The sequence below is a fragment of the Bifidobacterium reuteri DSM 23975 genome (genome assembly GCF_000741695.1).
GTDB classification, from domain to species: Bacteria; Actinomycetota; Actinomycetes; order Actinomycetales; family Bifidobacteriaceae; genus Bifidobacterium; species Bifidobacterium reuteri.
This window is the reverse complement of record NZ_JGZK01000001.1, coordinates 180,720-206,849: the sequence shown is the minus strand read 5'-3', so window position 1 is coordinate 206,849 and position 26,130 is coordinate 180,720. Positions and strand designations below refer to the sequence as shown.

At 61.0% G+C, this 26,130-nt stretch carries 18 protein-coding genes; 11 read left to right on the top strand and 7 right to left on the bottom strand.

Going from position 1 to position 26,130, the window contains the following annotated elements:
- The first annotated feature begins 122 nt into the window (after positions 1–122).
- Positions 123–434, top strand: a complete 312-nt coding sequence (locus tag BREU_RS00740; protein WP_044089382.1) for a hypothetical protein — start codon at positions 123–125, stop codon at positions 432–434.
- Positions 435–508: 74 nt separating this feature from the next.
- Here BREU_RS00740 and brnA read toward each other — a convergent pair whose 3' ends face one another.
- From brnA to BREU_RS12255, 3 genes are all read right to left on the bottom strand, one after another.
- On the bottom strand, positions 509–793 hold the full coding sequence (brnA, locus tag BREU_RS00735) for a type II toxin-antitoxin system BrnA family antitoxin (RefSeq protein ID WP_140489327.1): 285 nt from the start codon (positions 791–793) through the stop codon (positions 509–511).
- The gene (locus BREU_RS00730; protein ID WP_044089381.1) at positions 777–1,049 is read right to left on the bottom strand and encodes a BrnT family toxin; all 273 of its coding nucleotides are present in this window, start codon (positions 1,047–1,049) and stop codon (positions 777–779) included. The genes brnA and BREU_RS00730 overlap by 17 nt, the downstream gene beginning before the upstream one ends.
- A gap of 359 nt (positions 1,050–1,408) precedes the next feature.
- On the bottom strand, positions 1,409–3,538 hold the full coding sequence (locus tag BREU_RS12255) for a hypothetical protein (protein ID WP_081886458.1): 2,130 nt from the start codon (positions 3,536–3,538) through the stop codon (positions 1,409–1,411).
- Positions 3,539–4,154: 616 nt separating this feature from the next.
- On the opposite strand from BREU_RS12255, the gene BREU_RS00720 reads away from it, so the two are divergent.
- The 8 genes from BREU_RS00720 to valS all read left to right on the top strand — a co-directional run bounded on the left by BREU_RS00720 (position 4,155) and on the right by valS (position 14,715).
- Positions 4,155–6,167, top strand: coding sequence for an alpha-1,4-glucan--maltose-1-phosphate maltosyltransferase (locus BREU_RS00720; protein WP_223847970.1), 2,013 nt, complete (start codon positions 4,155–4,157; stop codon positions 6,165–6,167).
- Positions 6,168–6,231: 64 nt separating this feature from the next.
- Positions 6,232–6,726, top strand: coding sequence for an inorganic diphosphatase (locus tag BREU_RS00715; RefSeq protein ID WP_044089378.1), 495 nt, complete (start codon positions 6,232–6,234; stop codon positions 6,724–6,726).
- A gap of 478 nt (positions 6,727–7,204) precedes the next feature.
- Positions 7,205–7,783, top strand: coding sequence for a manganese efflux pump MntP (locus BREU_RS00710; protein WP_044089377.1), 579 nt, complete (start codon positions 7,205–7,207; stop codon positions 7,781–7,783).
- Positions 7,784–7,831: 48 nt separating this feature from the next.
- Positions 7,832–8,536: a membrane protein gene (locus tag BREU_RS00705; RefSeq protein WP_044089376.1), complete on the top strand. Its 705-nt coding sequence runs from the start codon at positions 7,832–7,834 to the stop codon at positions 8,534–8,536.
- A 225-nt stretch (positions 8,537–8,761) separates the two neighbouring features.
- Positions 8,762–9,520: a winged helix-turn-helix transcriptional regulator gene (locus BREU_RS00700; protein WP_044089375.1), complete on the top strand. Its 759-nt coding sequence runs from the start codon at positions 8,762–8,764 to the stop codon at positions 9,518–9,520.
- 118 nt (positions 9,521–9,638) lie between these two features.
- Positions 9,639–10,298 carry an endonuclease III gene (gene nth, locus BREU_RS00695; protein WP_044089374.1) on the top strand — a complete coding sequence of 220 codons (660 nt, stop codon included), beginning with the start codon at positions 9,639–9,641 and terminating at the stop codon, positions 10,296–10,298.
- A 48-nt stretch (positions 10,299–10,346) separates the two neighbouring features.
- A complete protein-coding gene (locus tag BREU_RS00690) occupies positions 10,347–11,897 on the top strand; it encodes an ABC transporter substrate-binding protein (RefSeq protein ID WP_044089373.1) in 1,551 nt (516 codons plus the stop codon).
- A gap of 85 nt (positions 11,898–11,982) precedes the next feature.
- Positions 11,983–14,715, top strand: coding sequence for a valine--tRNA ligase (valS, locus tag BREU_RS00685; RefSeq protein ID WP_044095744.1), 2,733 nt, complete (start codon positions 11,983–11,985; stop codon positions 14,713–14,715).
- A 365-nt stretch (positions 14,716–15,080) separates the two neighbouring features.
- On the opposite strand, the gene BREU_RS00680 is transcribed toward valS, so the two are convergent.
- Complete coding sequence (locus BREU_RS00680) at positions 15,081–17,135, bottom strand: hypothetical protein (RefSeq protein WP_044089370.1); 2,055 nt, start codon at positions 17,133–17,135, stop codon at positions 15,081–15,083.
- A gap of 198 nt (positions 17,136–17,333) precedes the next feature.
- Positions 17,334–17,723, bottom strand: a complete 390-nt coding sequence (locus BREU_RS00675; protein ID WP_044089369.1) for a chorismate mutase — start codon at positions 17,721–17,723, stop codon at positions 17,334–17,336.
- Positions 17,724–17,827: 104 nt separating this feature from the next.
- On the opposite strand from BREU_RS00675, the gene BREU_RS00670 reads away from it, so the two are divergent.
- A complete protein-coding gene (locus BREU_RS00670; protein ID WP_044095742.1) occupies positions 17,828–20,062 on the top strand; it encodes a P-loop NTPase fold protein in 2,235 nt (744 codons plus the stop codon).
- A 107-nt stretch (positions 20,063–20,169) separates the two neighbouring features.
- A complete protein-coding gene (locus tag BREU_RS00665; RefSeq protein WP_044089366.1) occupies positions 20,170–20,787 on the top strand; it encodes a hypothetical protein in 618 nt (205 codons plus the stop codon).
- Positions 20,788–20,918: 131 nt separating this feature from the next.
- Here the strand turns inward: BREU_RS00665 and rho are convergent, their stop codons facing one another.
- Complete coding sequence (gene rho, locus BREU_RS00660; RefSeq protein WP_044089365.1) at positions 20,919–23,024, bottom strand: transcription termination factor Rho; 2,106 nt, start codon at positions 23,022–23,024, stop codon at positions 20,919–20,921.
- 375 nt (positions 23,025–23,399) lie between these two features.
- Positions 23,400–25,013 carry an NAD(P)/FAD-dependent oxidoreductase gene (locus tag BREU_RS00655; RefSeq protein ID WP_044089364.1) on the bottom strand — a complete coding sequence of 538 codons (1,614 nt, stop codon included), beginning with the start codon at positions 25,011–25,013 and terminating at the stop codon, positions 23,400–23,402.
- Between the last annotated feature and the right edge of the window lie 1,117 nt (positions 25,014–26,130).

Genomic DNA, 26,130 nt, shown 5'->3' with positions numbered 1-26,130 from the left:
AGCAAAACCTCGACCAGACCGACAAAACACCCCAGTCACAGCTCCCCAGCGGGACAAAACCTCGGGTCGACCTCAGAAACACCACGCCTGCACCAGTTCGACGACCAACCAAGGAGGACATCATGACCACCGAAACCGATTGGGACAAGCTCTCGGACGAATACTTCGAGCACACGCCCGACATCATCGGCGAGACCATCCGCCCACAAAAGGCAATCACCATGGATGACCTCGACGACATCTTCGCCCGCCGCCCCCTCGCCGAGAACCCCCGCGCCAAGGCCGACGTGCTCTACAAGGCGTACCTGACCGCCGACATGGACGAGCAGGTGCACGCACAGGCCACCAAGGAACACATCGGCAAGAGCGCGCTGATCCGCAAGGCGCTCGCCGCCTATCTAGCTGCCAATAAGACACAGCCAACGATGGCGTAAGCGCCTAAAGGACGACGAAAAGCCCCGACCCTGCCGCGAGCTGCGGAGGTCGGTGCTTTCATCGTTTCCAGCTGTCAGGTATGGACGGTTTCATGCCGGCGCATGGAACGCAGTCGGTCGGCAATCCAGGTGTTGACGACCGCGTTGCGGCTGATCGCCAGTTCGGCGGCCTCGTTGTCCAGCTCGCTGACCATCCATACTGGCATCGTCAACGTAATGCGCTTCTCCAGCGGAGGATGGTGCTCGACCACGGGATGCTCCAGATCGACGTAGTCGAGGATGTCCTCACCGCTGTCGAACATCTCCTCGAGCTGGTCGCTGGTGACCGACTTTGCATCGGGCCTAGTCTTGGCTGTCATAGTATGCCTCCTCGTTCTTTCGTGACCTGCGCACAGATATGATGAGGATGCGCTTGCCGCGCTTGGTCGTGATCGCCGTCCAATGCCTGCCGTCGATCATGCCGAGCACGATGTAGCGCACATCATCGTTGCCGGGATTCGGAGCGATCAGCGTCACCGTCTTCGAGTTATCCCACATGCGCTGGGCCTGCTCGAAGTCGATACCGTGCTTGGCAAGGTTCTTCGCGCTCTTTGCCGGATCGTATTCGAATTCCATCACAATCTCCCAATAGCATCAATCATACATCAACATGACATCAAAACAATGGCTTACTGCAAGCCGTGCAGCATCAACGGTTGGACGACGCACAGGCAGCCAAGGAACATATCGGCAAGAGCGCGCTAATCCGCAAGGCGCTCGCCGCCTACCTGACAGCCAATCAGACATAGCCTGCGATGGACTGCTCCCCCGAAAACGACGAAAGCCCCGCCTCTGCCACACATTTCGGCGAAGGTCAGGACTTTCGTGTTATTCGGTCTCGGCGATGCGGACTGCTTCTCTGACTGGATGCGGTTTACCGCACTCCACTTGCCAAATCACGCCAAATCACGCCAAATCACGTCCGCCTCCCCTCGTTACCGTACCCGATGACGATTGGCAACGAACAGGACGGCAAGCCCTATGGATAGGAAGGCAGCGGCGATGCCCATCGGCGGCACCAGGTCGATGCCGGTGCCGGGCAACGGCTCTTCGGGCGGCGTCGGCTCCTCCGGCTGGCCGGGCTCCTCGGGTTCACATGGCTCCTCAGGCTTCCCGGGTTCGCAAGGTTCCTCAGGTTCACACGGCTCATCCGGTTCACAAGGTTCCTCAGGCTCACACGGCTCCTCCGGCTCACACGGCGCAGGCACCCACGTGCGCTCCCACGCATCGTCGTACCGGCTCGCGGCCGGCGTGACGCGGTCATCGCCCTCGAATTCCCAGACGAACACATACCAGCCATGGCGTTCCGCCGTGATATTCATCGGATCGCCATTGGCGTCCAAGGCACCGGCCCCGATCTTGAACGTACCGTTCCTCGCCGGAATATTCCATGTGATCAGCTTGCGATGATGCTCATCTGGGTCTGGCGTCTCGGCACCCGTCGGCTTGTACTCCTCGTCCTTGGAAGGATCGTTCTCATCGCCCGCCCACCAGACGCTGACTTGTGCATACGGGCGGTCCGCCCCGAACCCGAATGCTTCGTTGCCCGAAAACTCGCCATGATCCTCCGGGAATCCCTTCACCGTAATGGTGTCGCTCAGCTGCGAACCGACGTGTGCGGTGTGTTCGGTCACCGTAGATTCCACTTCGACACGGCTGCGGTTCGAGCTGCTTTCCTCCGCTTCAAGGAACGCGCTGCTCCAATCGCCTTTGAGATGTCCTTGCGCCTTGTCGCTTTGCTCGGATTTGCGGAACACCCACACCCAGGTGCCGAAACCGCCCGACTTCCCAGTCAGATACGGCTTATCTCCGTCCGGTTTGGTCATGGCCTGCACGCGTTCGCTCTGCCCGGCTCCGGTGAACGAAGCGCTGCCATAGGCCACCGGCGCATACCCCGCCTGTCGGATGCGCGCCAGATAGTCATCGGCGCTCTCCGCCGTCTTGGGGGCCATCATATTGTCCAGATCCCTGATGGTCAGACCATCGAAGTAATACCCCTGTGCCCTGAGCAGCAGATCATCCACCCACTGACGGTCCGCCTCGGCCACACCACTGGTCACTTCATCGAATACGGCCGCCCCGGCGTCAAGTACTTTGCCGGATACCTTGGTGCTGACCGACGGCGTGAAGTAATCCTGCACCTTGAACGTCACCGCACCACCCGGTTCGGAAACCATCGAATCAAAGCCTCGCATGTCCTGCACTGCATCCATATGCTGCATGCGCGGAATCTCATACGACACCGATGCCGACACCTCCCCCTTGCCGGTGGCTTTCCACGCGAAGCTCAACGGCTGCTCACCGGAATCGCCTGTGAGCACGGCCTCGCCATTCTTCTCGAACACGGCGGGACCGTTCAGGGCGATGGTGAACGGGACCTTTGAAATCAATCGTCCTGCACCATTCACCACGGACACCTTGACCTCGCCCCGCCGCAACCCCTCGGCATACGTGCTCTCCACGGTGGCGTTCGCCGGCGTCTTGCCTTCCGATTCCGCCCACATCTCCTCAGCCATGGCGAACACATTCGGATGCAGCGGCTCCAGATACGCCCGATGAGGCCGCCACTGCTCCTGATTGCCGAGCTTGTCCTGCACGAGAATGGCGATGGCCGCATACTGTTCGCGCGTTGCAGACCGGTACCATTTCATGAGCCACGCCAACCTGCGCACCACGGGATCGTCATCGACCCGATGCGTGGGCCCCTCCATGTAATCGGTCATGTTGCCCGCTTCGATGCAATAGAACTGTGTGTCATCCCTACCGAACGCAACGATCCCCAGATGATAATCCGTGCCATTGTAGTGGTAATTGATGCGATGCTGAGGATAGGAGAAGCCGAGCTTGTTCCCCTCGGTCTGAGTCTGTGTGACCTGCATCGTCTGTGTGGTGACCGCATGCGCGAGGGAGGGGCTCCCGACCGCCACACCGAGCAGCATCGCAAGGGCGACGAGCATCGCGCCCACAGCCAGAACGTGCGTACCTCCCTTACGCCGCGCCGGGATCCTGACCGAATGCCATGTCCGCGCCGTTTCCGTTTCCCTAGGCGTTTCTATTGCTGCCATGTTCATTCCTTTCCAAGACTGGTATCCGCCCGCTTCGTTGCGAACGGATAGACCACGAGCATGGCAGATTCGCGGCGGATACCGGCCGTTTTCCGACCTATGTGGTTCGAGCTTGCCGTTTTCGGGCGAGTTGTGGATAACTTCGGCTTCGAGTTATCCACTTCAAGCCATTTATCGAACGTTCATCCAAAAGTTGTCCACAATGCACGACAAATGATGGATTCCCCTTAAAATGGGCCGTATGGTAGTACAACATCGCGCGAATTCGCGCACATCCCATACAGAACAACCCTCCAAGGCCGAACCGGCCGCCCAGACCGTCAAGGTCTCCACGACCTCCAAGACGACGAAGTCAAAGGCGACTTCTCGCCCCAAAGCCGTCAAACCCACGACCAATGCCGTGAAGTCCGCGACCAAGCCCGCAGCAAAAACCGCAGCCAAAGCCGCCACGACCAAGGCCACCGCCGCCAAGACCACGAAGACCGCCAAAGCCACGCATAAGCGCGTCGACGCCGAAACCGCGCGCGCCAACGCTGCTCTGAAAGGCCTGGTCGGCGAGGCGCCAGCCCCCACCATCGAGGTCAAGGAGCTCGGCCAGTTCGGCCGCATCAACGTGATGGACGTCACTCCCGATGAGGAGCGCGGCATCTTCCCGGCCCGCGTGGAGCTCGGTGAACCGTTCAAGGTGACCGCACAGGTGTTCATCGAAGGACGTACCAAGGTGGGAGCTACGGCGATCGTCCGCAACGCCCGCGGCAGGGAGACGCTGCGCAGGCGCATGATGTGCACGAACCCCGGCCTCGACCGCTGGGAGGTCACGCTCAAGTGCGGTGAGCACAGCGATCTGAAACCTTGGGATGAGGGCTATGCCGCAGTCAAGCGCCAGCTCGGCGAGTGGACTGTGACTGTTGAGGGCTGGGAGGACACGTACACGTCCTGGCTGCATGACGCCCGCATCAAGGTGCGTGTGCTGGATGATGTGGACAACGCGCTGAACTCCGGCGCCGAGCTGCTGGCTCGCTGGGCGGTGACCCTGGATGCGAAGCTGACCGTGCGCGACCGCAAGACGCTGCAACAAGCCGCCGAGACCATGGCCGATGAATCGCTGACCGCCGAGGAACGTTTGGCCGCAGGCGACAATCCGCAGATCGCCGCCCTGCATGAGACCAACCCGCTGCGCGATGGTATTTCGCCGAGCCAGCCGCAACGCTTCAAGGTGGAGCGTCCGAAGTCCAGCTTCGCCGCTTGGTACCAGTTCTTCCCGCGCTCCGAAGGCGCCACCATCGACCCAGCGACCGGCAAGATCGTGCAAGGTACGCTCAAGACCTCGATCGCAGGCCTCGAACGCGCCAAGGCCGAGGGCTTCGACATCGTCTACCTTCCGCCGATCTTCCCGATTGGCGTCACCAACCGCAAGGGCCGCAACAATTCGCTGGTGGCCGGCCCTGACGATCCGGGTTCCCCGTTCGGCATCGGCTCCGCTCTGGGAGGCCACGATACGGTGGACCCGCTGCTTGGCACGATGGATGATTTCAAGGCCCTGACCGCCCGCGCCCATGAGCTCGGACTGGAAATCGCCCTTGATTTCGCGCTGCAATGCTCTCCTGATCATCCGTGGGTCAAGCAGCATCCGGATTGGTTCCGTCACAAGCCGGACGGCACCATCGCTTTCGCGGAGAATCCGCCGAAGAAGTATCAGGACATCTACCCGATTGACTTCAACGCCGACATGGAAGGCATTGAGAAGGAAGTCGAACGTGTGCTGAACCTGTGGATCGATGCGGGCGTGACCATCTTCCGCGTCGACAATCCGCACACCAAGCCAGTTCGTTTCTGGCAGGATGTGATCGCCGCCGTGACCAAGCGCCACCCGGAGGTCCTGTTCCTGGCCGAGGCGTTCACCCGTCCGGGCATGATGCGCGCCCTGAGCTATGTGGGCTTCACGCAGTCCCACTGCTACTTCCCGTGGCGCAACACCAAGGAGGAGCTGGAGGAGTATCTGCCCGTCACCAATGGCGACGACGGCTACTACCAGCACAACACCTTCTGGCCCACCACGCCGGACATCCTTACCGCCTACGTGCGCGACAACGGCATCGCCGGCCATTGCGTGCGCGCGGTGCTCGCCGCCATGGGCTCGCCGAGCTGGGGCATCTACAACGGTTTCGAACTGTTGGAGAACAAGCAGCGCCCGGGCTTCGAGGAGCAGATCGACAACGAGAAGTACGAGGTCAAGGTCCGCGACTGGTCCAAGGCCAAGAAGTACGGTGTGGCGGAAATGCTCACGGCGCTCAACAAGATCCGCCGCTCGCACCCGGCAGCGCTGAGCTATCACAACCTCACGGTGCTCGAGTCCTCCGATCCGAACGTGCTGGCGTTCGCCCGTCATACTTCGGCGGAGCTGACAGGCACCGGTCAGGCGGATACGCTGATCGTGGTGGTGAACCTCGATGGACATGACGCGCATCAGTCGATGATTCATCTGGATCTCGATAAGCTGGGCCTGCCCACCGACCGTCCGCTTGCCGTGCGCGATGAGCTGACCGGCCGGGAATTCCAGTGGGGCTGGGACAACTACGTCTCGCTCGCACCGTGGGTGGATGTGGCTCACATTCTGTCCGTGCAGTGATGATGATGCGCCCGGACGGTAGTAGTGTGTGTAACGAATAGTTTCCAAACAAGGAGATAGCACAATGGCAGAAACCTTCAACGTCGTGGTCGAGATTCCGCGCGGATCCAAGAACAAGTACGAAGTCGATCAGGAGACCGGCCGCGTCTTCCTGGACCGTGAGCTGTTCACCGCCATGGGCTACCCGGACGACTACGGATACATCGAGGGCACCCTGGGCGAGGACGGCGATCCGCTGGACGCGCTCGTGATGGTGACCAACTCCGTGTTCCCGGGCTGCGTCATTGAGTGCCGCGCCGTGGGCCTGTACCACATGGAGGACGAAGAGGGCGGCGACGACAAGGTGCTGTGCGTGCCGGCCGACGTTCGTTACGACGGCGTCAAGGACGTCAAGGACGTCAACGAGTACCACCTCGCCGAGATCAAGCACTTCTTCGAGCAGTACAAGGCCCTCGAGCCCGGCAAGGAAGTCAAGCCCGGCGACTACTGGACCGGCGCGGACGTCGCCGAGAAGGAAATCGCTGAGGCGCGTGAGCGTCTAGCCGAGGCGTCTAAGTGACAGTCCAGTGGACTGTCACTAGCCGAGGTGAGCGGCTACGCCGCGAAGGCGCGTGAAACGCGCACGTCTAAGTGATTTCCGACAGGAAAGCCCAGTGGGCTTTCCGCGGCGACGTGCTCAGGCGCGACAGTGCCTGAGCCAATACTGAGCCGGCCGCAGGCCGTCCATAATTGCAGGACCGTCGCCGAGAAGGAAATCGCTGAGGCGCGTGAGCGTCTCGCGAACGCGTCAAAGTGACAGTCCAGTGGACTGTCACTAGCCGAAGTGAGCGGCTACGCCGCGAAGGCGCGTGAAACGCGCACTCCGAAGTGATCATTTTCGATTCCCCTGCTGAGGGAATCACATTGCAGAAGGCCCCTTCGGGGGCCTTCTGTTGTATACTGACATCTCGTCTTTTCAATTAGCGTAGGCGGCGCGTGGGAACGCTGGTCGAGGCCCATCGCTTGGAGAAAACCGGCGATGAACCTGCTATATCATCATGATTTCGATCATCATTCAAACCCTATTGATTTCCGTTTCCGTGGCGATGGACGCGTTTGCCGTCTCCATTGGCAAGGGTCTGACCGTTTCCAAAGTCCGTACTCGGGACGCCATCAAAACAGCGCTCTGGTTTGGTGGCTTCCAGGCGTTGTTCCCTCTGCTCGGCTATTTCGCCGCATCCGCATTCAGCTCATACGTCACTGAATTCGATCACTGGATCATCTTCGGTCTGCTTGCGTTCATCGGCGGCAACATGGTTCATGAAGCGTTTGAGGAGCCGGACGAGAACGCCCGGGAAACACCGCAATTCGATTGGAAGCACATGCTGCCGCTGGCGGTGGCATGCAGTATCGACGCCTTCGCCGTGGGCGTGAGCCTGGCTTTCATGCAATCCAACGTGGTCTTTGCCGTGACCTGCATCGGCGTGGTCACCGGCCTGTTCTCCGCAGCAGGCCTGTATATCGGCCGCGTGTTCGGCTCCCGATGGCAGCAGCCTTCCCAGATCGCCGGCGGCGTGGTGCTGATTCTCATCGGCGTGAAAGTGCTGCTGGAGCATCTCGGCATCATCGCCTTCTAAGGAACGGCGTAGGATTGTCGCAGCACATCGTTTATCGGAGAGGTTCACATGGCCGAAATCACTCAGGAGAACTGGAAGCATAAGGCTGGCAGCATGCTGCTGACCCAGTGCACAGCATATGCGATGCTCATCGCCGCCACCGTGGTTCCCGAGCGCGGACCGATGCCGACCATTCCGCTCATCATCGCGGCCATGGTGCTCGGCGAATTCATCCTGTTCTGGCCATTCCGCGGCTCGGTGTTCGACCGGGCCATCACGATGGTCTTCGGTGCAGCCTCACTGATATTCGTGTTCGTGCCTTTCCCGGTCAGCGACATTCCCCCTCAGATGGTTAGCAGGCATGGCGAACCGCTGCCTTGGTATTCATGGGCCCTTGCCGTGGGCTTCCTGCTGGTGGTGCTCGTGGTTTTCTCGTTCGGACGCCAAATGGCCCGTAAAGAGCGCTCCCATCTGATTCGCGCACTCTCCCACGCCGTCACCTCCGGCGTGGCCGCCATCGCGGTAGCCGGCTGGTGCTTCCTGCCGACGCTGGGTGTGCTCATCAGCCGCGACGCCACTGCTGGCGGCATCGCGGTCATCATACTGATTGTGTTGGCCATCGCGCTGGCCATCGCCTCTGTGCTGTGGGTGCGCGATGCCGATCCGGATCCCACGATGCGCGCACCGTGGATAGGCACCGGCCTGCTTCCGGTGATGATGATGGGCGTGACCATCGCAGCGGCCACTCTGCTGCTCACGCACTACCTCGGCTGAGCTGCCACGCTGACTCATTGCATGCGTGATGCCCACATTCGCAACGTTATGTTCCCATTTATGAGCCAATGTCACCTAGGTGTCCCACGCAGGCGCGTACAATAAGGGGAAATCTGCGAATGACCGGTCATCAGCATCATGCCGACGCCGGTTGGCAACCGATACGCGCAATTCACTGATTGCGACAATTCACTAGGGGGGATCAGCGTGACGGATTTGACGTTGATGACTTTCGCTAACGACCCCGCAACCGTTCTACCGTCACTCGCCCTGCTTTCCCACCGCGTACGCGTGCTGCCCATGGACGCCGCGAGTCTCGTGAAAATGCCGGAGAACACGATTCTGTTTCTAGACGCACGAGACGATTTTGCCACTGCCAAGACACTGTGCAATCTCATTCATGCATCCGGCCTGTCCACGCCGATCGTGCTCGTGCTGACCGAAGGCGGCTTCACCGTGGTCAACTCCCAGTGGGGCATTGCCGACGTGGTGGTCACCAGTGCATCCCCAGCAGAGGTCGAGGGCCGTCTCCGTCTGGTTTCCGAACGCGGCAACGCACCGGCCACGTCCATGATGGGCAATGCGTCGGAACCTACCACCACCGTGGAAGACGGACAGATTCGTTCCGGCGATCTGATTGTGGACACCAATGGCTATACAGCATCCTTGCATGGCCGCCCCATCGATCTGGCATACAAGGAATTCGAGCTGCTCAAGTATCTAGTGCAGCATCCCGGCCGGGTCTTCACGCGCGCCCAACTTCTGCAGGAAGTATGGGGATACGACTATTACGGCGGCACCCGCACGGTGGATGTGCACATCCGTCGCCTGCGCGCCAAGCTTGGCGGCGAATACGAGCACCTCATCGGTACGGTGCGCAATGTGGGCTACCGCTTCGACCCGCCGGAGAACGATAAGGGCGACGCGGCTGCCCAGCAGGCCGCACGTTCCAGCACGCACAGTTCCGACTCCGCCGCCGAGTAGACGTTTGACGCCGCGCAATACCGCGAGCGCCAACGCTCTCCTATACGGCGGCACGGCGGCATAGGAAAAAGCCAGCATCATCGGCAGAAGAACCAGCATCACGATAGGAAGGCGAACGATGCGCGAAAGCAAATCGGCGCGACTGGCCCGGATGCACGCCGAATACGACATCCTGTGCCGCATCATTCCCGCTCCGGAATGCGCATTGGATTTCAACTCCCCACTGCAATTGCTGATCGCCACTGTGCTCAGCGCCCAGACCACAGACACGCGCGTCAATACCGTCACTCCGGAACTCTTCGCCACCTATCCCACTGCGGCGGCGCTGGCTGCGGCCAATCCCTCGCAGGTCGAGGACATCATCCACCCCTTGGGCTTCTATCGTTCGAAAACCCAGCATCTTCTCGGACTGGCCGCCGCCTTGGACGAACGATTCGGCGGCGAAGTGCCACAGACCATGGAGGAACTGACCAGTCTGCCCGGGGTCGGCCGCAAAACCGCGAATGTGGTGCTCGGCAACGCCTTCGGCATCCCCGGCTTCCCCGTCGATACGCATGTGATGCGCGTCACAGGCAAGTTGCGTTGGCGTTCGGACTGGCGAGCGTCCCATCCTGATCCCGTGCATATCGAACGGGAGATCACTGCATGCTTTCCGCCTGAGGATTGGACGAATCTCAGCCATCGGCTCATCCTGTTCGGCCGGGCCACATGCCATGCGCGCAAGCCTGATTGCGGGCATTGCCCTTTGGCACAGTCCTGCCCAAGTTTTGGCCTCTAAGCGGAAGCCGGCCCTTCCCGGTAGTACGTCATCATTAGACTGAAGGGCATGCGCAGCAAGCAATCACGGAAGAACAACGAGCTGGTCAGTTGGGGTGTGTTTCTGGTGGTGACCCTCGTGCTCAGCGCCCTGGTCTGGGCGGGATGGTCGGCCATCGGCCACCGGAGTGCCACGCCGTCATTGACATCGCCCGGCAAGGGTCCGGATACGGCAGTCACCATCGGCGTCAAGGACATGCCACAGTCGTTGGATATCCGTACCAACAGTTCCGACGCAGCACAGCGGCTCCTCATCGACAATGTGTATGAGACCTTGGTCACGGTGGATCAGCAGAACCAGTTGCAGCCGGGGCTTGCCACCAGTTGGAAGGTCTCCGACGATGCGCTGACATATACCTTTACCATCGCCGACGGCGTCACCTTCTCCAATGGGCATACACTAGACGGCACTGACGTAGTGTGGTCGCTGCAGCAGGCGGTGACCAAGCAGTACGCCGACGTGAGCGATCTCGGCGAGCTTGCCTCCATCACCAATCCCGACGCGCACACCGTGACGATCGCGCTCACCTCACCGAATCCCACACTGCTGCGGGCGCTCTCCGGAAGACTTGGCATTGTTTATGATTCCGAAGCCGGCGATACCGATTATGCGAAACAGGCCATCGGCTCCGGCCCGTTCACCGTCAGTAAGTTCACCCCCGCTCAATCGCTGACATTGGCATACAGCGGCACCTACCATGGCACCAAGGCCAAGGTGGGCACCATCACCTTCAACCAGTATTCCGACGAAGCCAAGCTCAACGAGGCACTGGCCAACGGCAGCATCGACATGGCCGCCCCCGCCACGGCATCCGTAGCCTCTGCGGCGAACGGCAAGGAGAACCTCAAGGTCAGCGAAGGCACCACCACAGACAAGGTACTGCTGGCGTTCAACAACGGCACCGATTCGATAATGTCGGACGAAAAGGTGCGCACCACCTTCCGCTATCTCATTGACGCCGCTGCGATAGCCTCCTCCCAGCCTGATTCCGGCGGGCTTCTGGGCGGGCCGATAAGCCCCACCGAGCCCGGATACGAGGACCTGACCGGGTTGTTCCCGCATGACATGTCCCAAGTGCAGTCGATGACCAGCTATTTCGGTTCCTATCTGACCACCGTGGATTTCGTGGTGACCGAGCAGTATCGCTCCATGGCGGAGGCCATCGCCCAGCAAATCGCCCAAGTGCCACGCCCCACAGTGAACCTTGAGGTGGTGTCCGACCAGGATTACGCCAAACGCATCCAGGATGGATCATGGGAGCTGACGCTGATGAGCATGGACGGGACCGGCGATGCCGGCGAATTCGTCGACCCGAACTCCATATTCCATTATGATCATGCCGCAGCCGAGCAGGCGTACGCCTCCGCACGGGCGGCCACCAACGACCAGGAGTACGCCGACCGGATGAAGGCGTATGCCAGAACGCTCAGCCAGGATGCGGCAAGCGACTGGCTGTATACGCGCAAATGCTTCACCGTGGCCAGCAGCAAGCTGTCCGGCTACCCCACCGCACTGATCGATACACGCATGCCGTTGGGCGCTGTGGCCAAGGAACAGTAGGCGTTCACGGTCGTATTGCGTGCACCATATCACGGTCGTCGCTGCGGAAAAGCCTTGTCATACAACGCGCATAGACTTTGGCTTTATGACTGAAGGCAATTCCATCATCAACGCCAACCTCACCCCGCTGCCCGACAAGGTCGGCGTGGACGGTCTTGAGGACAAGTGGCGCGCCGTTTGGGATGAGAACGGCACCTATAAGTTCCAGAACACCCGTGACCGCAAGGCCGTGTACTCCATCGACACCCCGCCGCCCACCGTCTCCGGCTCCCTGCATGTGGGGCATGTGTTCTCCTACACGCATACCGACGTGATCGCACGCTACAAGCGCATGCGCGGCTACGACGTGTTTTATCCGATGGGCTGGGACGACAACGGCCTGCCCACCGAACGCCGCGTGCAGAACTACTATGGCGTGCGCGTGGACGTGACCCTGCCGTACGACCCGGACTTCAAGCCGCCGTTCGAGGGCACCACTGGCAAGAAGATCGACGCCAAGGATCAGGTGCCGATCTCCCGCAAGAACTTCATCGAACTGTGCGAACGTCTGACCGCTCAGGACGAGCAGCAGTTCGAGGCGCTGTGGCGCAAGCTGGGCCTGTCGATCGACTGGTCGCAGACCTACCACACCATCGGCGAACACCCGCAGCGCGTGGCCCAGAAGGCCTTCCTGCGCAACCTCGCCCGCGGCGAGGCCTACCAGCAGGACGCCCCCGGCCTGTGGGACGTGACCTTCCAGACCGCAGTGGCGCAGGCCGAGCTGGAATCCCGTGAATACCCCGGCTTCTACCACAAGATCGCCTTCCGATTCGAGGACGGAACCCCGATCTACATCGAGACCACCCGTCCCGAGCTGCTGGCCGCCTGCACCTCACTGATCGCCAACCCCGAGGACGACCGCTACAAGCAGTACTTCGGTCAGGAGGTCTACTCCCCTCTGTTCAAGGTCAAGGTGCCGATCCTGGCGCATCCGGCCGCCGAAATGGACAAGGGCGCCGGCATCGCCATGTGCTGTACGTTCGGTGATGTGACCGATGTGCAGTGGTGGCGCGACCTGAAGCTGCCCACCCGCTCCATCATCCAGCGCAACGGACGCATCGTGATGGACACCCCGGATTGGATCACCGACCCGGCCGGCCGCGAGATCTTTGCGGAGACCGCTGGCAAGACCACGTTCTCCGCCCGCAAGGTAATCGTCGACAAGCTGCGCGAATCCGGCGACATGGACGGCGAGCCGACGCCGACCAAGCGTATGACGAACTTCTACGAGAAGGGCGACAAACCGCTCGAGATCGTCACCTCCCGCCAGTGGTACCTGAAGAACGGCGGCACCGATCCCGAGCTCAACGCCCAGCTGATCGAACGCGGCAAGGAGCTCAACTTCCACCCGGACTTCATGCGTGTGCGCTACGACAACTGGGTGCACGGCCTGAACGGCGACTGGCTGATCTCCCGCCAGCGCTTCTTCGGCGTGCCGTTCCCGCTGTGGTACCCGGTGCGCGAGGATGGTTCCGCGGATTACGACCATCCGCTGACCCCGTCCGAGGATCGTCTACCGATCGACCCGACCATCGATGTGCCGGAAGGGTACGACGCTTCGCAGCGTGATGTGCCCGGCGGCTTCACCGCCGAGAAGGACATCATGGACACCTGGGCCACCTCCTCGCTAACCCCGCAGATCGTGACGCACTGGGAGGAGCCTGACGAGGCTTCCAAGGCGCTGTTCAAGGCTACCTTCCCGATGGACCTGCGCCCGCAGGGCCAGGACATCATCCGCACCTGGCTGTTCTCCACCGTGGATCGTGCGCACCTCGAGAACCATTGCCTGCCGTGGGCGCACGCCACACTGTCCGGTTGGATTCTCGACCCTGACCACAAGAAGATGTCGAAATCCAAGGGCAACGTGGTGGTGCCGAACGAGCCGATCGAGAAGTTCGGCGCGGACGCCGTGCGTTACTGGGCCGCAGCCGCCCGACTGGGCCTCGACGCCACCTATGATGTCGGCCAGATGAAGATCGGCCGCCGTCTGGCCATCAAGCTGCTGAACGCCACCAAGTTCGCGCTGGCCATCGGCCGCGAGGATGAGAACCATCACGTGGCTCCGCCGCCACTGCCGCGTGGAACCCGGCCCGATGTGACCGAGCCGCTGGATCGCGCCGCCATGGCCAAGCTGGCCCATGTGGTGCGCGTGGCCACCGAATCACTGGAGGCATACGAGCATTCCAAGGCGCTGGAAGTCATCGAAAGCTACTTCTGGCAGTTCTGCGACGACTACATCGAGCTGGTGAAGAACCGCGCTTACGGCACTCCGGACGAGAAGGGCGAGGAGCCTTCGGCCGCTGCCGTGAAGTCCGCACGCACTGCGTTGGGCTTGGGTCTGGACGCCTTCGCCCGCCTGCTCGCCCCATACCTGCCGTACGCCACCGAAGAGGTGTGGAGCTGGATGCATGCCGGATCCGGTTCCGTGCACCGCGCCGCATGGCCGACTCCGGAGCCTTACGTACAGGCAGCGACCGGCGTATCGCCCGAACTGCTGACCTGGGCAGGCAAGGCTGTGGAGCAGCTGCGCAAGATCAAGTCCGAGGCCAAGGTATCCATGAAGACGCCGATTCTCTCCGTGGCACTGACCGCCGCACAGGATGGTGTGGACGCCATTCACGCCGCTCTGGGAGACATCGCCCAGGCCGGCCGCGTGGTGGGCAAGTTTGACCTGGTCGCCAAGCACGTGGAGGAATCCGCTGCCGAGGATGCCGCCGAAACCGAAGTCTCCGTGTCCGCCAGCGAACTCGGAGAGCCGCCTGTTAGGCAGAAGAAGTAACAGCTTTCTTCTGCCTAACAGGCGGCCTTCGCGGTTGCCTATAGCGCTGCCGCTCGCCTCGACTACGGGAAGTTCACAGGACTTCCCACCCAAGGGGGAGTTCCATCGCATGTCGATGGGGCTCCTCCTGCCGTATGCGCATGAAATTCTCGATATTTACCCACTCCCCGAGAATTTCGTGCGCTGAGAACCGGTCAGTGAACGAAATTCTCGCGATAGCCTTTATTTTCGAGAATTTCGTGCGCTAAGACCTAAGTAGACCTAAACAGCCCTAGACAGCTGTGACACAGCCCTAAACATCTCACGGACACAACCCACGGGCCTATGACGCACCCCCAGACATCACATATTCCTGACACAGGGCACTAGCGCTGGTTGGACATCACGACGAGATATGCGGGAGTGTCAGTGGTCAGGGCGCTTGCAGGAACATCCGAGCCCAATTGAGGAATCGCCTGCGCGATCAGCCGACCGGCATCGCCGATAACCACGGTCTCACCGATGAGCACGCTGTAATCGTGGGTGAGCAACGTGCCGCCTTGCCCGAATCCGAAGAGGATCGGAGCGGCATCATCGTCAGCATCCGTTCGTGAATCGGAACTCACACCGGAGCCGTTCCTGCTGGCATCTGTACCGCTCTGCGCGGATTGTCCAGCACCTTGCGAAGCGGCAGTGTCAGCGGTAGTCCCAGCGGCATCGCCATCGGCACTGCTACCGGCATCGTTGCCGGAACCTCCGCCAATGGCGGAAGTCAACCCGTTGGCATAGCTCATCACATCGCTGGCGGACATGGACATCGTGTCATCGACCAGCGAGGTCTGCGTGTCCTGCGATTGCTCCCGTTGCGCGGCCTGCGCCTGCTGGCGCGCACGCTCGGCCTTGCGCTTGGCTTCAGCCGCCTTGGTCCGGCCGTAGAACGACTGGGATTGCACGTCGGCGAGACCATGAACCAGCACCTGCGATTCGCCGGCCAAGGTGTCGGCACCTGAACCATCCGAATCAACCGAATCACCAGCAGCTTCATCGCCGCTTGCGAACTGGTCGGAGAAGCGCAACAGTATCTGCCGCAGCGCCTGGGACTTGCCGGTATGCTCGCAGGCGGCGGCGAGCGCATCCATAGCGGCATCCACCTTGGCCTTCGAATCCTTCAGCTCATCACTGGCATTGGTTTGGGCGATGGCCTGTTGCGCATATGCCGTAGCTCCCGCCGACGTGCCACCGGTCAGTGCACTCAACTTGGACGTGTATACATCCGTATATTTCATCGAATAGGGAATCATCGCGGCGGACAGCTGCTTCTGGCCGGCCGAATACTGCTGCGATCCTTTGGTGGCTTCCTCGGCGGCTTCCTTGGTCAGATCGTCGACCAAGCCGGTCGTCCCCTGTTGCTGGATGTGGCGAATCACCTCATCGAGCGCATCCACTGCGCCGGCATGCATATGCGCGGCGCTCACATTGTTGACGGCATCAGCCAAGTCGATCACCGCTTGGGCCAGCGGCGTATCGCCGGACAGCTCACCGGCAGTGCCCACCAATGCAGGCAGCTGGGTGGAGGTGCCGATGGAGCCGGAAAGATGCGTGGTATAGGAGCCGACGTACGCGGCCATATATGCCTCGAACGTCCGCTGGTGGGCGGCTTCCCGCTCGGCGGTGACCGTCTGGGCCAATTGTTGTTCATTCGCGCGCAAGGCCTTGAGCTGGTCGATGAGCTGCTGATGCGCACCAGAACCGGCGTCGGTCAGGGAATCCACCAAGGTCGAGGACGTGGCAGCGAGCTGTCCGGCGGCAGTATTGGTATTGTCAGCAGGCTGCTGGACGGCACCACCATCCAAGACATCGACCGGCACGACAGCGAGCGCAATGGGGCTCATGGCAAAACGCTTCGCGTTCATATAACAGCTGAGCTCAAGTCCCGAGCCGCTGCGCCCCACTGCCGCGACCAGCGAATTGCCGCCCTGCGTGCTGACGGACACGCCGTCCGAAGCGGAGACATCATCCGACACTTGGCTGGGGATGGTGAACGCGATTATCGGGACGGTACGGTTGGCGCTGTTGTCGGAGGCATGCGATGGGCGCACAGTGATATGCACGCCCACAAGGCCGGACGTCCCGGCCACCTCCGCGGCAGACAGATTAGGCCCATCAAGCGAATATGTGACGTCGATGGTCCACGGCAATTGCGGAGCGGTGTCTGAGTCGGCGGGAATGCGCGTCACCGGCGATGCGCCCGTCGTCTCGGAAGGCCCGCCGACCGCATACCAGCGCGTGGGTTCGCCGTCTTCATCGAACACGGCATATCGGCTCGCGGATTGCGCCAGTACCGGCCCGTAATCCACGTCAGCCGGACGGCTCAGCAGAACACCACCGGCTGTAGAAGTCACGCACAGGGCACAACTGACCAACGCAGCGGCAAGCTTCATATCCTATCCCCGTTCATACACGTCAATGCATGCGTTCATATCATATCCGTTGCGATTGCCGCGTCTGCGGATTCCTCTCACCGACGAACACCTTGCAATGGGGATTCACACTGCACCGCTGGTTCCCCACCAGCGTGTGAATATGAGGAATATAGAGGATATGCATGCATGAGGCAGCGTGGCGCGGATGCATACGATTCAGGCGAATACGTCCAATACGCCCGGATCGCCGCCTGCCTCGGCGATGCGCTGATGACGTTTCTTGGCCTCGGTCACGACAAATTCGCGGTACTTCTCAGCGATTTCCGGGTCGAGACCGGCCTCGATGGCGATGCGATGCAGGCGCTCGATCTGATAGTCCTCACGCTTCATATCCTCCGGGGCGAACCCGGCGCTGGCTTTGAGCACCCCTACCTGGGACGTGGTTTTGAACCGCTCCGCCAACAGGGAGATGACAGCGGAATCAATGTTGTCGATGGACTGACGCAATGCCTTGATCTGCGCCACCGTCTTGGCGGTTTCCGGGTGGGCCGCCGCCTGGGCGGAATCTATGGTGGTCCTCTGCCAGTCGCTGCTCGTTTCGCTCATGTTCTCGAGGATACCCCCAAATCGTATCATCGCGCGAGTGCCCTGCTCATATCACGCTGATGCGTGCGTATGATAAGAGCATCAACCGAGAGAAGGGCAAGGCAATGACGCGAGTATCCTCCATACCATCCTCTGCATCTTCCGCATCCCCCGAGCCTTTGCATGCACAGATCGACGTTCGCCTCGCGGCACAGCCTGCGTCAACCGGCAACGGGGGTAAAGCACCCACGAAGTATCTGGCCAGCGACATTCCTCTCGCATCCAGCGATGAAGATCGGTTCGGTGTGGGCAGCTACGTGGATTCCCTGTGCAATTTCATCCGCAACAGCAGCACGCCGCTCACCGTGGCCATCCAAGGCGAATGGGGCAGCGGCAAAACCTCGTTCATGCGCATGATCGAATCACAGTTATGCGACAGGCGACTGCCGGATACGTCACGGTTCGACGCGATCTGGCTGGAAACATGGAACCTGTTCCTGGAATCCGATCAGGAGGACGCCGCCAAGAAGCTCTTCATCAGCCTGGTCTCACAGTTGAGCGACCATTTCGACAAGCCGAAATCCAGCCAGGACAGCCAGCGTGCGGAAGGCATCAAGCGTTCGATCCGGACCATCTCCACCGTGGCGCTCAACATGCTCAATGTGGAGACCGAAAGCGTCGACCGCCTGTGGAACACGGTGGGACTGGACGGTCCTGCACGGTCCGGGCGCGTTTCCGACGTGAAGAAGTCGCTGGAGCAGATCATCGATTCCGAAGTCTCCGCGCCCGACAACGGCGTGACCGACAAGGGGTTCATCATCTTCGTCGACGATCTGGACCGGCTGGACCCCGGCATGGCCGTGGTATTGCTCGAGACCATGAAGAACCTGTTCGATATTCGCAACTGCGTATTCGTGCTGGCTGTGGATTTCGACGTGGTCAAGCTTGGCATCACGCAGAAGTACGGCCGTGAACGCATCAACGGACGCAACGTGGCCCAGGATTTCTTCGACAAGATCATCCAGCTGCCGTTCAATGTGCCCGTCTCCCAATATGATGTGATGCCGATGATCACGGAACGGCTCAAAGCCATGCGGCTGCTGCCCGAAGAATGGCAATATGCCTCGCTCAGTCGGCAGATCGAGAACATCTTCCTGCTCACCACCAACAAGAACCCGCGTTCCATCAAGAACATCCTCAACTCGCTGCAGATCATGGTGGAGATGGAGCGACGCAGTTCGGGAGTCCCCGAATACCGCCTGATGCTGTTGCTGTTGGTCGCCATGCACAAAGCTTTCCCCACCACATACGCGCTGCTGTCGCAGACCATCCAGCCGGTAGACGACTGGGGGCCGATGCTCAGCACCTTGTTCGACGATTCCCCGCAGGGCCAGCGCAATCGCGACCGCGTGGGGCAGCTGCTTGCCATCTACGCGGACCTGTATCAGGAATGCATTGACAAGGGCGTCCCCATCAATCCGCTGTTCGGCACGGTGAACATCATGGGCGGGCACGACAACGCCAGCTCGCATGTGCGGTACAACGGCGAGCGCTATGACAGGACCTCGCAGACCCAGCACAAGCAGGGCATCAAGCTCATCGACGACACCGACTTCTCCTGGCTGTCCGGCAGACGCGTGCTGGATGTGGGCTGCGGCAATGGCCGCACGACCATTGAGATGTGGGATGAGAACCGGGATATGATCGTCAGCGCCATCGATCTGTCCGAAGGGCAGATCAAGAAGGCGTACGAGAATTACGACAAGCATCTGACCGCATTGGACGCCGCCCATGGCTCATCCGATAGCACACGTGCATCCACCTACCGTGGGCGCATCAATTTCCGTGTGGAGGATGCCGAACAGCTCTCCAAACGCGAGCGGTATGATCTGGTGTTCTCGAATTCCGCGTTGCACTGGGCGCGTCGCCCGAAGCGCACCTATACGGCACTGTTCCGCGCACTGCGCCCGGGAGGTGAGCTGGCTGTGCATCAGGGCGGCCATGACACGTATCGCGGGCTCCACGCCAATGCGCGGCTGGCCATCGCCAATCTCGGATTTGACGACAAATTCCCTGAGGGATGGGCCTTCCCCGCCTTCTACCCCACCAAGACCGAAATGGAGGGCATGCTGGATTCCATAGGATTCGAGCATATCGATGTGGAGGAGGTCGAATCCGAAGACCCCAATCCGCTGGTGCTCACCAATGCATTCGCGGTGGCGAGCCTGATCTTCTACCGCACCGAGGCGATGTCCGACAACGAATACGAGGCTCTGGAGCGCGAATTCAAGCGTCTGTGCGCCGAACATCTGGATCCGTATACGAACCGTCTGTACATTCACGCGCGCAAGCCGCGCTGAGCTAGGTCGCCATTCGGTCCGACATCAGGAACAACCGCATCACTTGTATAACTTGTTACCGGCGATGTCCGCTGCTGACGGCATTGCCGAAGACAGGAGGTAATCGCATGACCGTCTCGATCGACTATGTACCGACGCTGGAGGAGACGCCGCGCAACGCCGAAGTACTGAAGCAATTGAAGACACTGCTGCGCTGGGGTGATGAGCAGTTCGTACCGCCGCTGTCCGCACGCCACAGCTCGACTCAGTCCGATTTGGCGCCGCACGCGGCAGCCGCCGACCATGCCATCGACGACTACTACCGGGCATTGTTGGAGCAGCGGTTCCTGCTGGCAGTGGATGATGGCTCCGATGCTGATGCCGGTACTAACGCCGATAACGATAGCAATTCCGAGGCCGGCGACAGCACAGGCAATCAGACGCTGGCAGGGTTCATGTCATACCGCCCGGATTACGCATGCGCGTACGTGGACGGCGGCGTATGCACGTATGTGAGTACTATTCTGGTGGCTGAAGCGTATCGCGGCGCGCATCTGACCGAGCGCATGTATCGCGCGTTGTTCACGCTGCCCGACGTGGCGGGAACCGTGGTGGCCACGCGCACATGGAGCAAGAACGGCGCTCATCTGCACATTCTTGGCGAAATGGGCTTCTCCCTGATCAAGACGCTGCCTGACGACCGCGGGCCCGGCATCGACACGGTGTATTACGCGAAGCACGCATAGGGGCACAGTGTAAGGGCGCTCAGCGCGTGACTATGACTCTGCTACGACTATGGCCCGGCTCCCACAGTGGAAACCGGGCCATAGTCGTAGTCATGCGCGCGGCATGACTCGGGTGAATCCAATCAGTTCAATCAATTGCCATTGACGGCATTGCCGTTGTTGGCCTGCTGCACGATGGCGGCAAGGAAGTCGCGGTTGGTGGCGGTCTTCTTCAGTCGCGGCACCAGCGTCTGGTAGGCCTGCTCGGGTTCCATGCCGCCCAGCAGTCGGCGCAGACGGTAGATGATCGGCAGTTCCTTCGGCTCGGTGATCAGCTCTTCGCGGCGGGTGCCGGAAGCGTTGATGTCGATGGCCGGGAACAGTCGCTTGTCCGCGAGCTCGCGGGACAGCCGCAGTTCCATATTGCCGGTGCCCTTGAACTCCTCGAAGATGACCTCATCCATCTTGGAGCCGGTCTCCACCAAGGCCGAGGAGATGATGGTCAGCGAGCCGCCGTTTTCGATGTTGCGTGCGGCGCCGAAGAACTTCTTCGGCGGATACAGGGCCTGCGCGTCGACACCACCGGAAAGGATGCGGCCGGAGGCCGGGGCCGCGATGTTGTAGGCGCGGGCCAGTCGGGTCATGGAATCAAGCAGCACGACGACGTCCTGGCCGAGTTCCACCAGACGCTTGGCGCGCTCGATGGCCAGTTCGGCGACCGTCGTATGGTCGGAAGCAGGACGGTCGAACGTGGAGGAGATGACCTCGCCCTGCACCGTACGCTCCATATCGGTGACTTCCTCAGGACGCTCGTCCACGAGCACCACCATCAGATGCACTTCCGGGTTGTTGGTGGTGATCGCGTTGGCGATGTTCTGCAGGGTGATGGTCTTGCCGGCTTTCGGCGGGGAGACGATAAGGCCACGCTGGCCCTTGCCAATCGGCGCCACGATATCCATGATGCGTCCGGTGAGCTTGTTCGGCGTGGTTTCCTGCTTCAGACGCTCCTGCGGATAGAGCGGGGTGAGCTTGGAGAACTGCGGGCGCTTCAGGGATTCCTCGACGCTCTGGCCGTTGATCGAATCGATGGCCTGCAACGGCACGAACTTCTGACGCTGATTGCGACGGTCGCCCTCACGTGGAGCACGAATGGAACCGTGCACGGCGTCGCCCTTCCTGAGGCCGTATTTCTTGACCTGGCCCATGGACACGTAGACGTCATTCGGACCGGGCAGGTAGCCGGAGGTGCGCACGAATGCGTAGGAATCCAGCACATCGATGATGCCGGCCACCGGGACCAGATCCTCCTGCGGCTCTTCACGACGGTCGTCGTCAAGCATGACGTCACGATCACGGCCGCGCATCCGGCGGTTGCGACGGTCATTGCGATCGCCACCGCGATCATTGTTGCGGTCACCGCCGCGATCAGCACGATCACCGCGGTTACGGTTGCGGCGGGTGAATTCACCGCGATCCTGATTGTCGTCGGTGTCCTCGTCGTCCATCGGCTCGTCATGCTTCTGCGTCGGCAACGTGGCGAGAATGTCATCGAGATCGCGCACGTTCTCGTCATCCGGTTCGACTCGACGACGACGGGCCTGCATGTCCTCGTCATCGCGAATACGGCGGATCAGCGGCGCTTCCTCATCGTCACGACGACGCCGGCGTTCGACAGGCACCGGCGAGGTACCGCCGAGATCGAGGCTGGCCAGCAGGTCGTCGGCCACAACCTCGGCATCCGCATGCTTACGCGGTTTGCGGCGAGTGAATTCGCCATCATCCTCGATACGCTTGCGACGGCCACGCGGCTCTTCGACACTATCCATCATCTCCTGGGTCCTGCGGCGGACGCGACGCTCGCCACGGGATTCCACATGGGATTCCACGTTGGTTTCCGTATGGGATTCCACGCTGGTTTCCGTATGGGATTCCGCTTCTGCGACTGGTTCAGGCAGTGTGATGTTCGGCTCAGCTGGCTGGGTATCCGGCTGGGTCTGAACGTGCTGTGGTGCTGCGGCGACCTGTTCCGCGGGCTGCTCGGCGGCAGCTGCAGGAGTGGCGACAGGCTTCGATGCCTTGACCGCCTTGGGCTGACGGACGCTGACGCCAGCCGGCGCTTCCCCGCCACTGCGAGCTGCCTGCAGGGTGGCGAGAAGCTCGGGCTTCCTCATAGCTGAAGTTCCGCGCAATCCCATCTGCTTGGCGAGCTCCTTGAGCTCAGGAAGCTTCATATCTTCTAGATTCTGGCTATTTGCCACTGGTTGCCCTTTCCATACCGAACAGGCTCATGCCCACTTACGGAGTTAAGAGTGATTTGCGGTTGCACCGCTCATGAATGTTCGCTGCGTCTCTGGCGCCCTTGCGAACTTCGCAACACTGTACAACCTTGGCACGACCAATGCAAACGGCCCACCGGATTATCCGGCAGGCCGTTCATGACGTTCACTGATCACTTTGCGTAAGCAAAGTGAATAACGCGTGCGGTAGCAAGGCGCACCGAGGGAAGCTGTACAAAGGTACCGCGACCGAGGAGCCGCGATGCACGCGGCCTTCGCGGCAAGCCGCTCACCTCGCCTACGGGCAGCCCACAGGGCTGTCCGCTTAACGGCTCGGCACAGCTAACGCTCCGTTATTTACTTTGCTTCGTGGTAGGACTTTTCGGTGTTGACAGACCACACATTCTTCTTGGACGTCTTGCCGGTCTTGATGTTGCTGACGGCTTCCATGGCGGTGGCCATGGAGTGGTCCATGTTGTTGTAGCGGTGCTGGCCGTTGCGGCCGACACAGTAGAGGTTGCCGAAACCATCGAGGTATTCGATGAGCTCGTCCATGTGCTCGTAGGTGTCGAAGTAGGCGGGGTACGCCTTCCGGACGCGCTCACGATGGGAGTCGAGGACCTCGTCGGGGCCGTTGATGACGCGCATGCGGGTGAGTTCGGAGATGGCGAACTTGGTGACGTCTTCTTCGGACATGTTCCAGAAGGAGTCGCCTTCCTCGCAGAAGTATTCGAGGCCGATCCAGACGGTGTCGTCGACGTCCTTGACCAGATAGGGGCTCCAGTTGTTGAAGATCTGGAGACGGCCGACCTTGTAGCCCGGATCCTGGACGTAGATCCAGCAATCGGGAACGATGGGAGGATTGCCGAGGGTGGGGATGTCGGTGGTGTTCTTGAGCTTGAGGTGCTTGACCAGAAGGCCCACGGTCACGAAATCACGGTACGGAAGGCCATTGGCGACGGCGGTCATGTCGGCTGGGGCCGCCTTGGAACCGGTGGCCTCGGGATCGGCACCGGCCGCGTCGATGGCGTTGACCAGATCCTTGACGGGCATGGAGGAGATGAACTGGTCGCCGGCAAGCTCGGTGCGGTTGCCTTCGGAATCCTCATACACCACGGAGGAGATGGCACCGTTGGTCTGACGCACCTCGACCACCTTGGCGTCGGTGAGCACCTTGACGCCGGCGGCTTCGCAGTTGGATTCCACGGTCTCCCACAGCTGGCCGGGGCCGTACTTCGGATACCAGAATTCCTCAATCAGCGAGGTTTCGACTTCGGCGTTGGAGCGCTTCTTGGGCAGCAGCTTCTGGAAGGCGTTCTTCAATACGCCCAGAATGCTCAGGCCCTTGACGCGCTGGGCGCCCCAGTCAGCGGAGATCTGGGAGGGGTGACGGCCCCAGAGCTTCTCGGTGTATCCCTCGAAGAACATGGAGTAGAGCTTGCGACCGAAACGGTTGATGTAGAAGTTCTCCAGATTGTCTTCCGGAAGCTTGTGGAACATGGACTTCAGGTAGCTGAAGCCGGCAACCAGCGTGAGCTTAAATCCCATGGCCTTGAAGGTGTTGGGGCTCAGCGAAATCGGGTAATCGAAGAAGCGGCGGTTCCAATAGATGCGGGACACGCGGTGACGCTTGAGCATCACCTTGTCTTCCGTCTCGGGATCCGGGCCGCCGGGCTCCATATCGTGCTCCCGGCCGAGCTTCTTGTCATCATAGGAGGGAGCGCCCTGCAACGGCAGCACGGTCTTCCACCAGTCCATGATGCGGTCGTCCTTGGAGAAGAAGCGATGGCCGCCGATGTCCATACGGTTGCCGTTATGCTTCACCGTGCGGGAGATGCCACCGAATTCGTGGGTCTCTTCAAGCACAGTCACGTCATATCTGTCGGAACCGCCATCCTTGACGAGCTCCCATGCAGCAGTCAAGCCGGCGGGACCACCACCGATAATCACCACGGATTGCTTTTCGCTCATTATGCTCCTTATAAACGCAAAATCAGAGACAGTCTACTAAACGCCCCGGAATCGCACACGGAAAGATGATCGAATGCTTACAGAATTCTCCCGTCACACGGGCCTAGTGCATTATGCCACATGGGGCGGAGTATCAAACAAAGCACGCGCTCTGATATCGGCGCCCACAAGCGATTGCCGTCAACTAATCGATGCGCCCGGCCTGCCATAATATGCAGACCGGGCGCATCGATTGGTTTGTGAGTTATTCACCATTTGCCAACAGGCATCGGTGTCATGCCATCCATCTCAACCATCGGCGGCATGACACCTATCGCCCATCAATCAGCGGCGGACCTTCCACAGGCTCAGGGAGATGCCGGCGAGCGCCAGCAGCACCATGGCGGCCGCGACACCGGTGACCGCGACGCCGGTGTTCGGCATCTTGGAGCCCTTGTCCTTATCCTGAGTGGACGGCTTGGTGTTCTGATCGGTGTCACCGGGTGTCACGGTCTCGTTGGAGACGATGACGCTGGGCTTGTCCGCGGCGGCGACGGCGATGACCTCGCCGGCCTTGTTCAGGGTGACCTTGGCGCTGAGCGCGGTGGCCAGATCGATGCGCTGCCAGCCCTGGGAGGAGGCGTCCAGCGGGTAACCGGAGTCGATTGCCGTCTTGGCGAGCACGGCATTGCGCTGCTCGTCCGTGAGGGACGGGTAAGCGTAACGCAGCAGTGCGGAGGCGCCTTCCGGAGCGGTGAAGGCCTTGCCGCCAGCGGTCACCTGGGTGAAGCCGTAGGTCATACGCGCCTGGTAGGCGGCGATAGCGGAGGCACGGTCGGTGACCGGCTTGGAGGAGACCTCGTCGGTGAAGGCGTTGGCGTAGCCCTTGTCGGCTGCGGCACCTGTGTTGTCGATGCACTGCTCGAGCGTGTCGCCCAAGCCGTCGGCCTTGCAACGGGAGGCAAGGTAGGTGGTGAGCTGTTCGGAAGCGGCGGCCACCTCATCGGCGTTGGCGTTCATGTAGGCCGCGACGGATGACTGGCCGCCGATACGGCCGGCCATCACGTCCAGCGGGTAGTGCACGCCCGAGGACGATGCGGTTGTTGCCGGCTTCGGAGGTGCGGGCCAGGATCTCGGG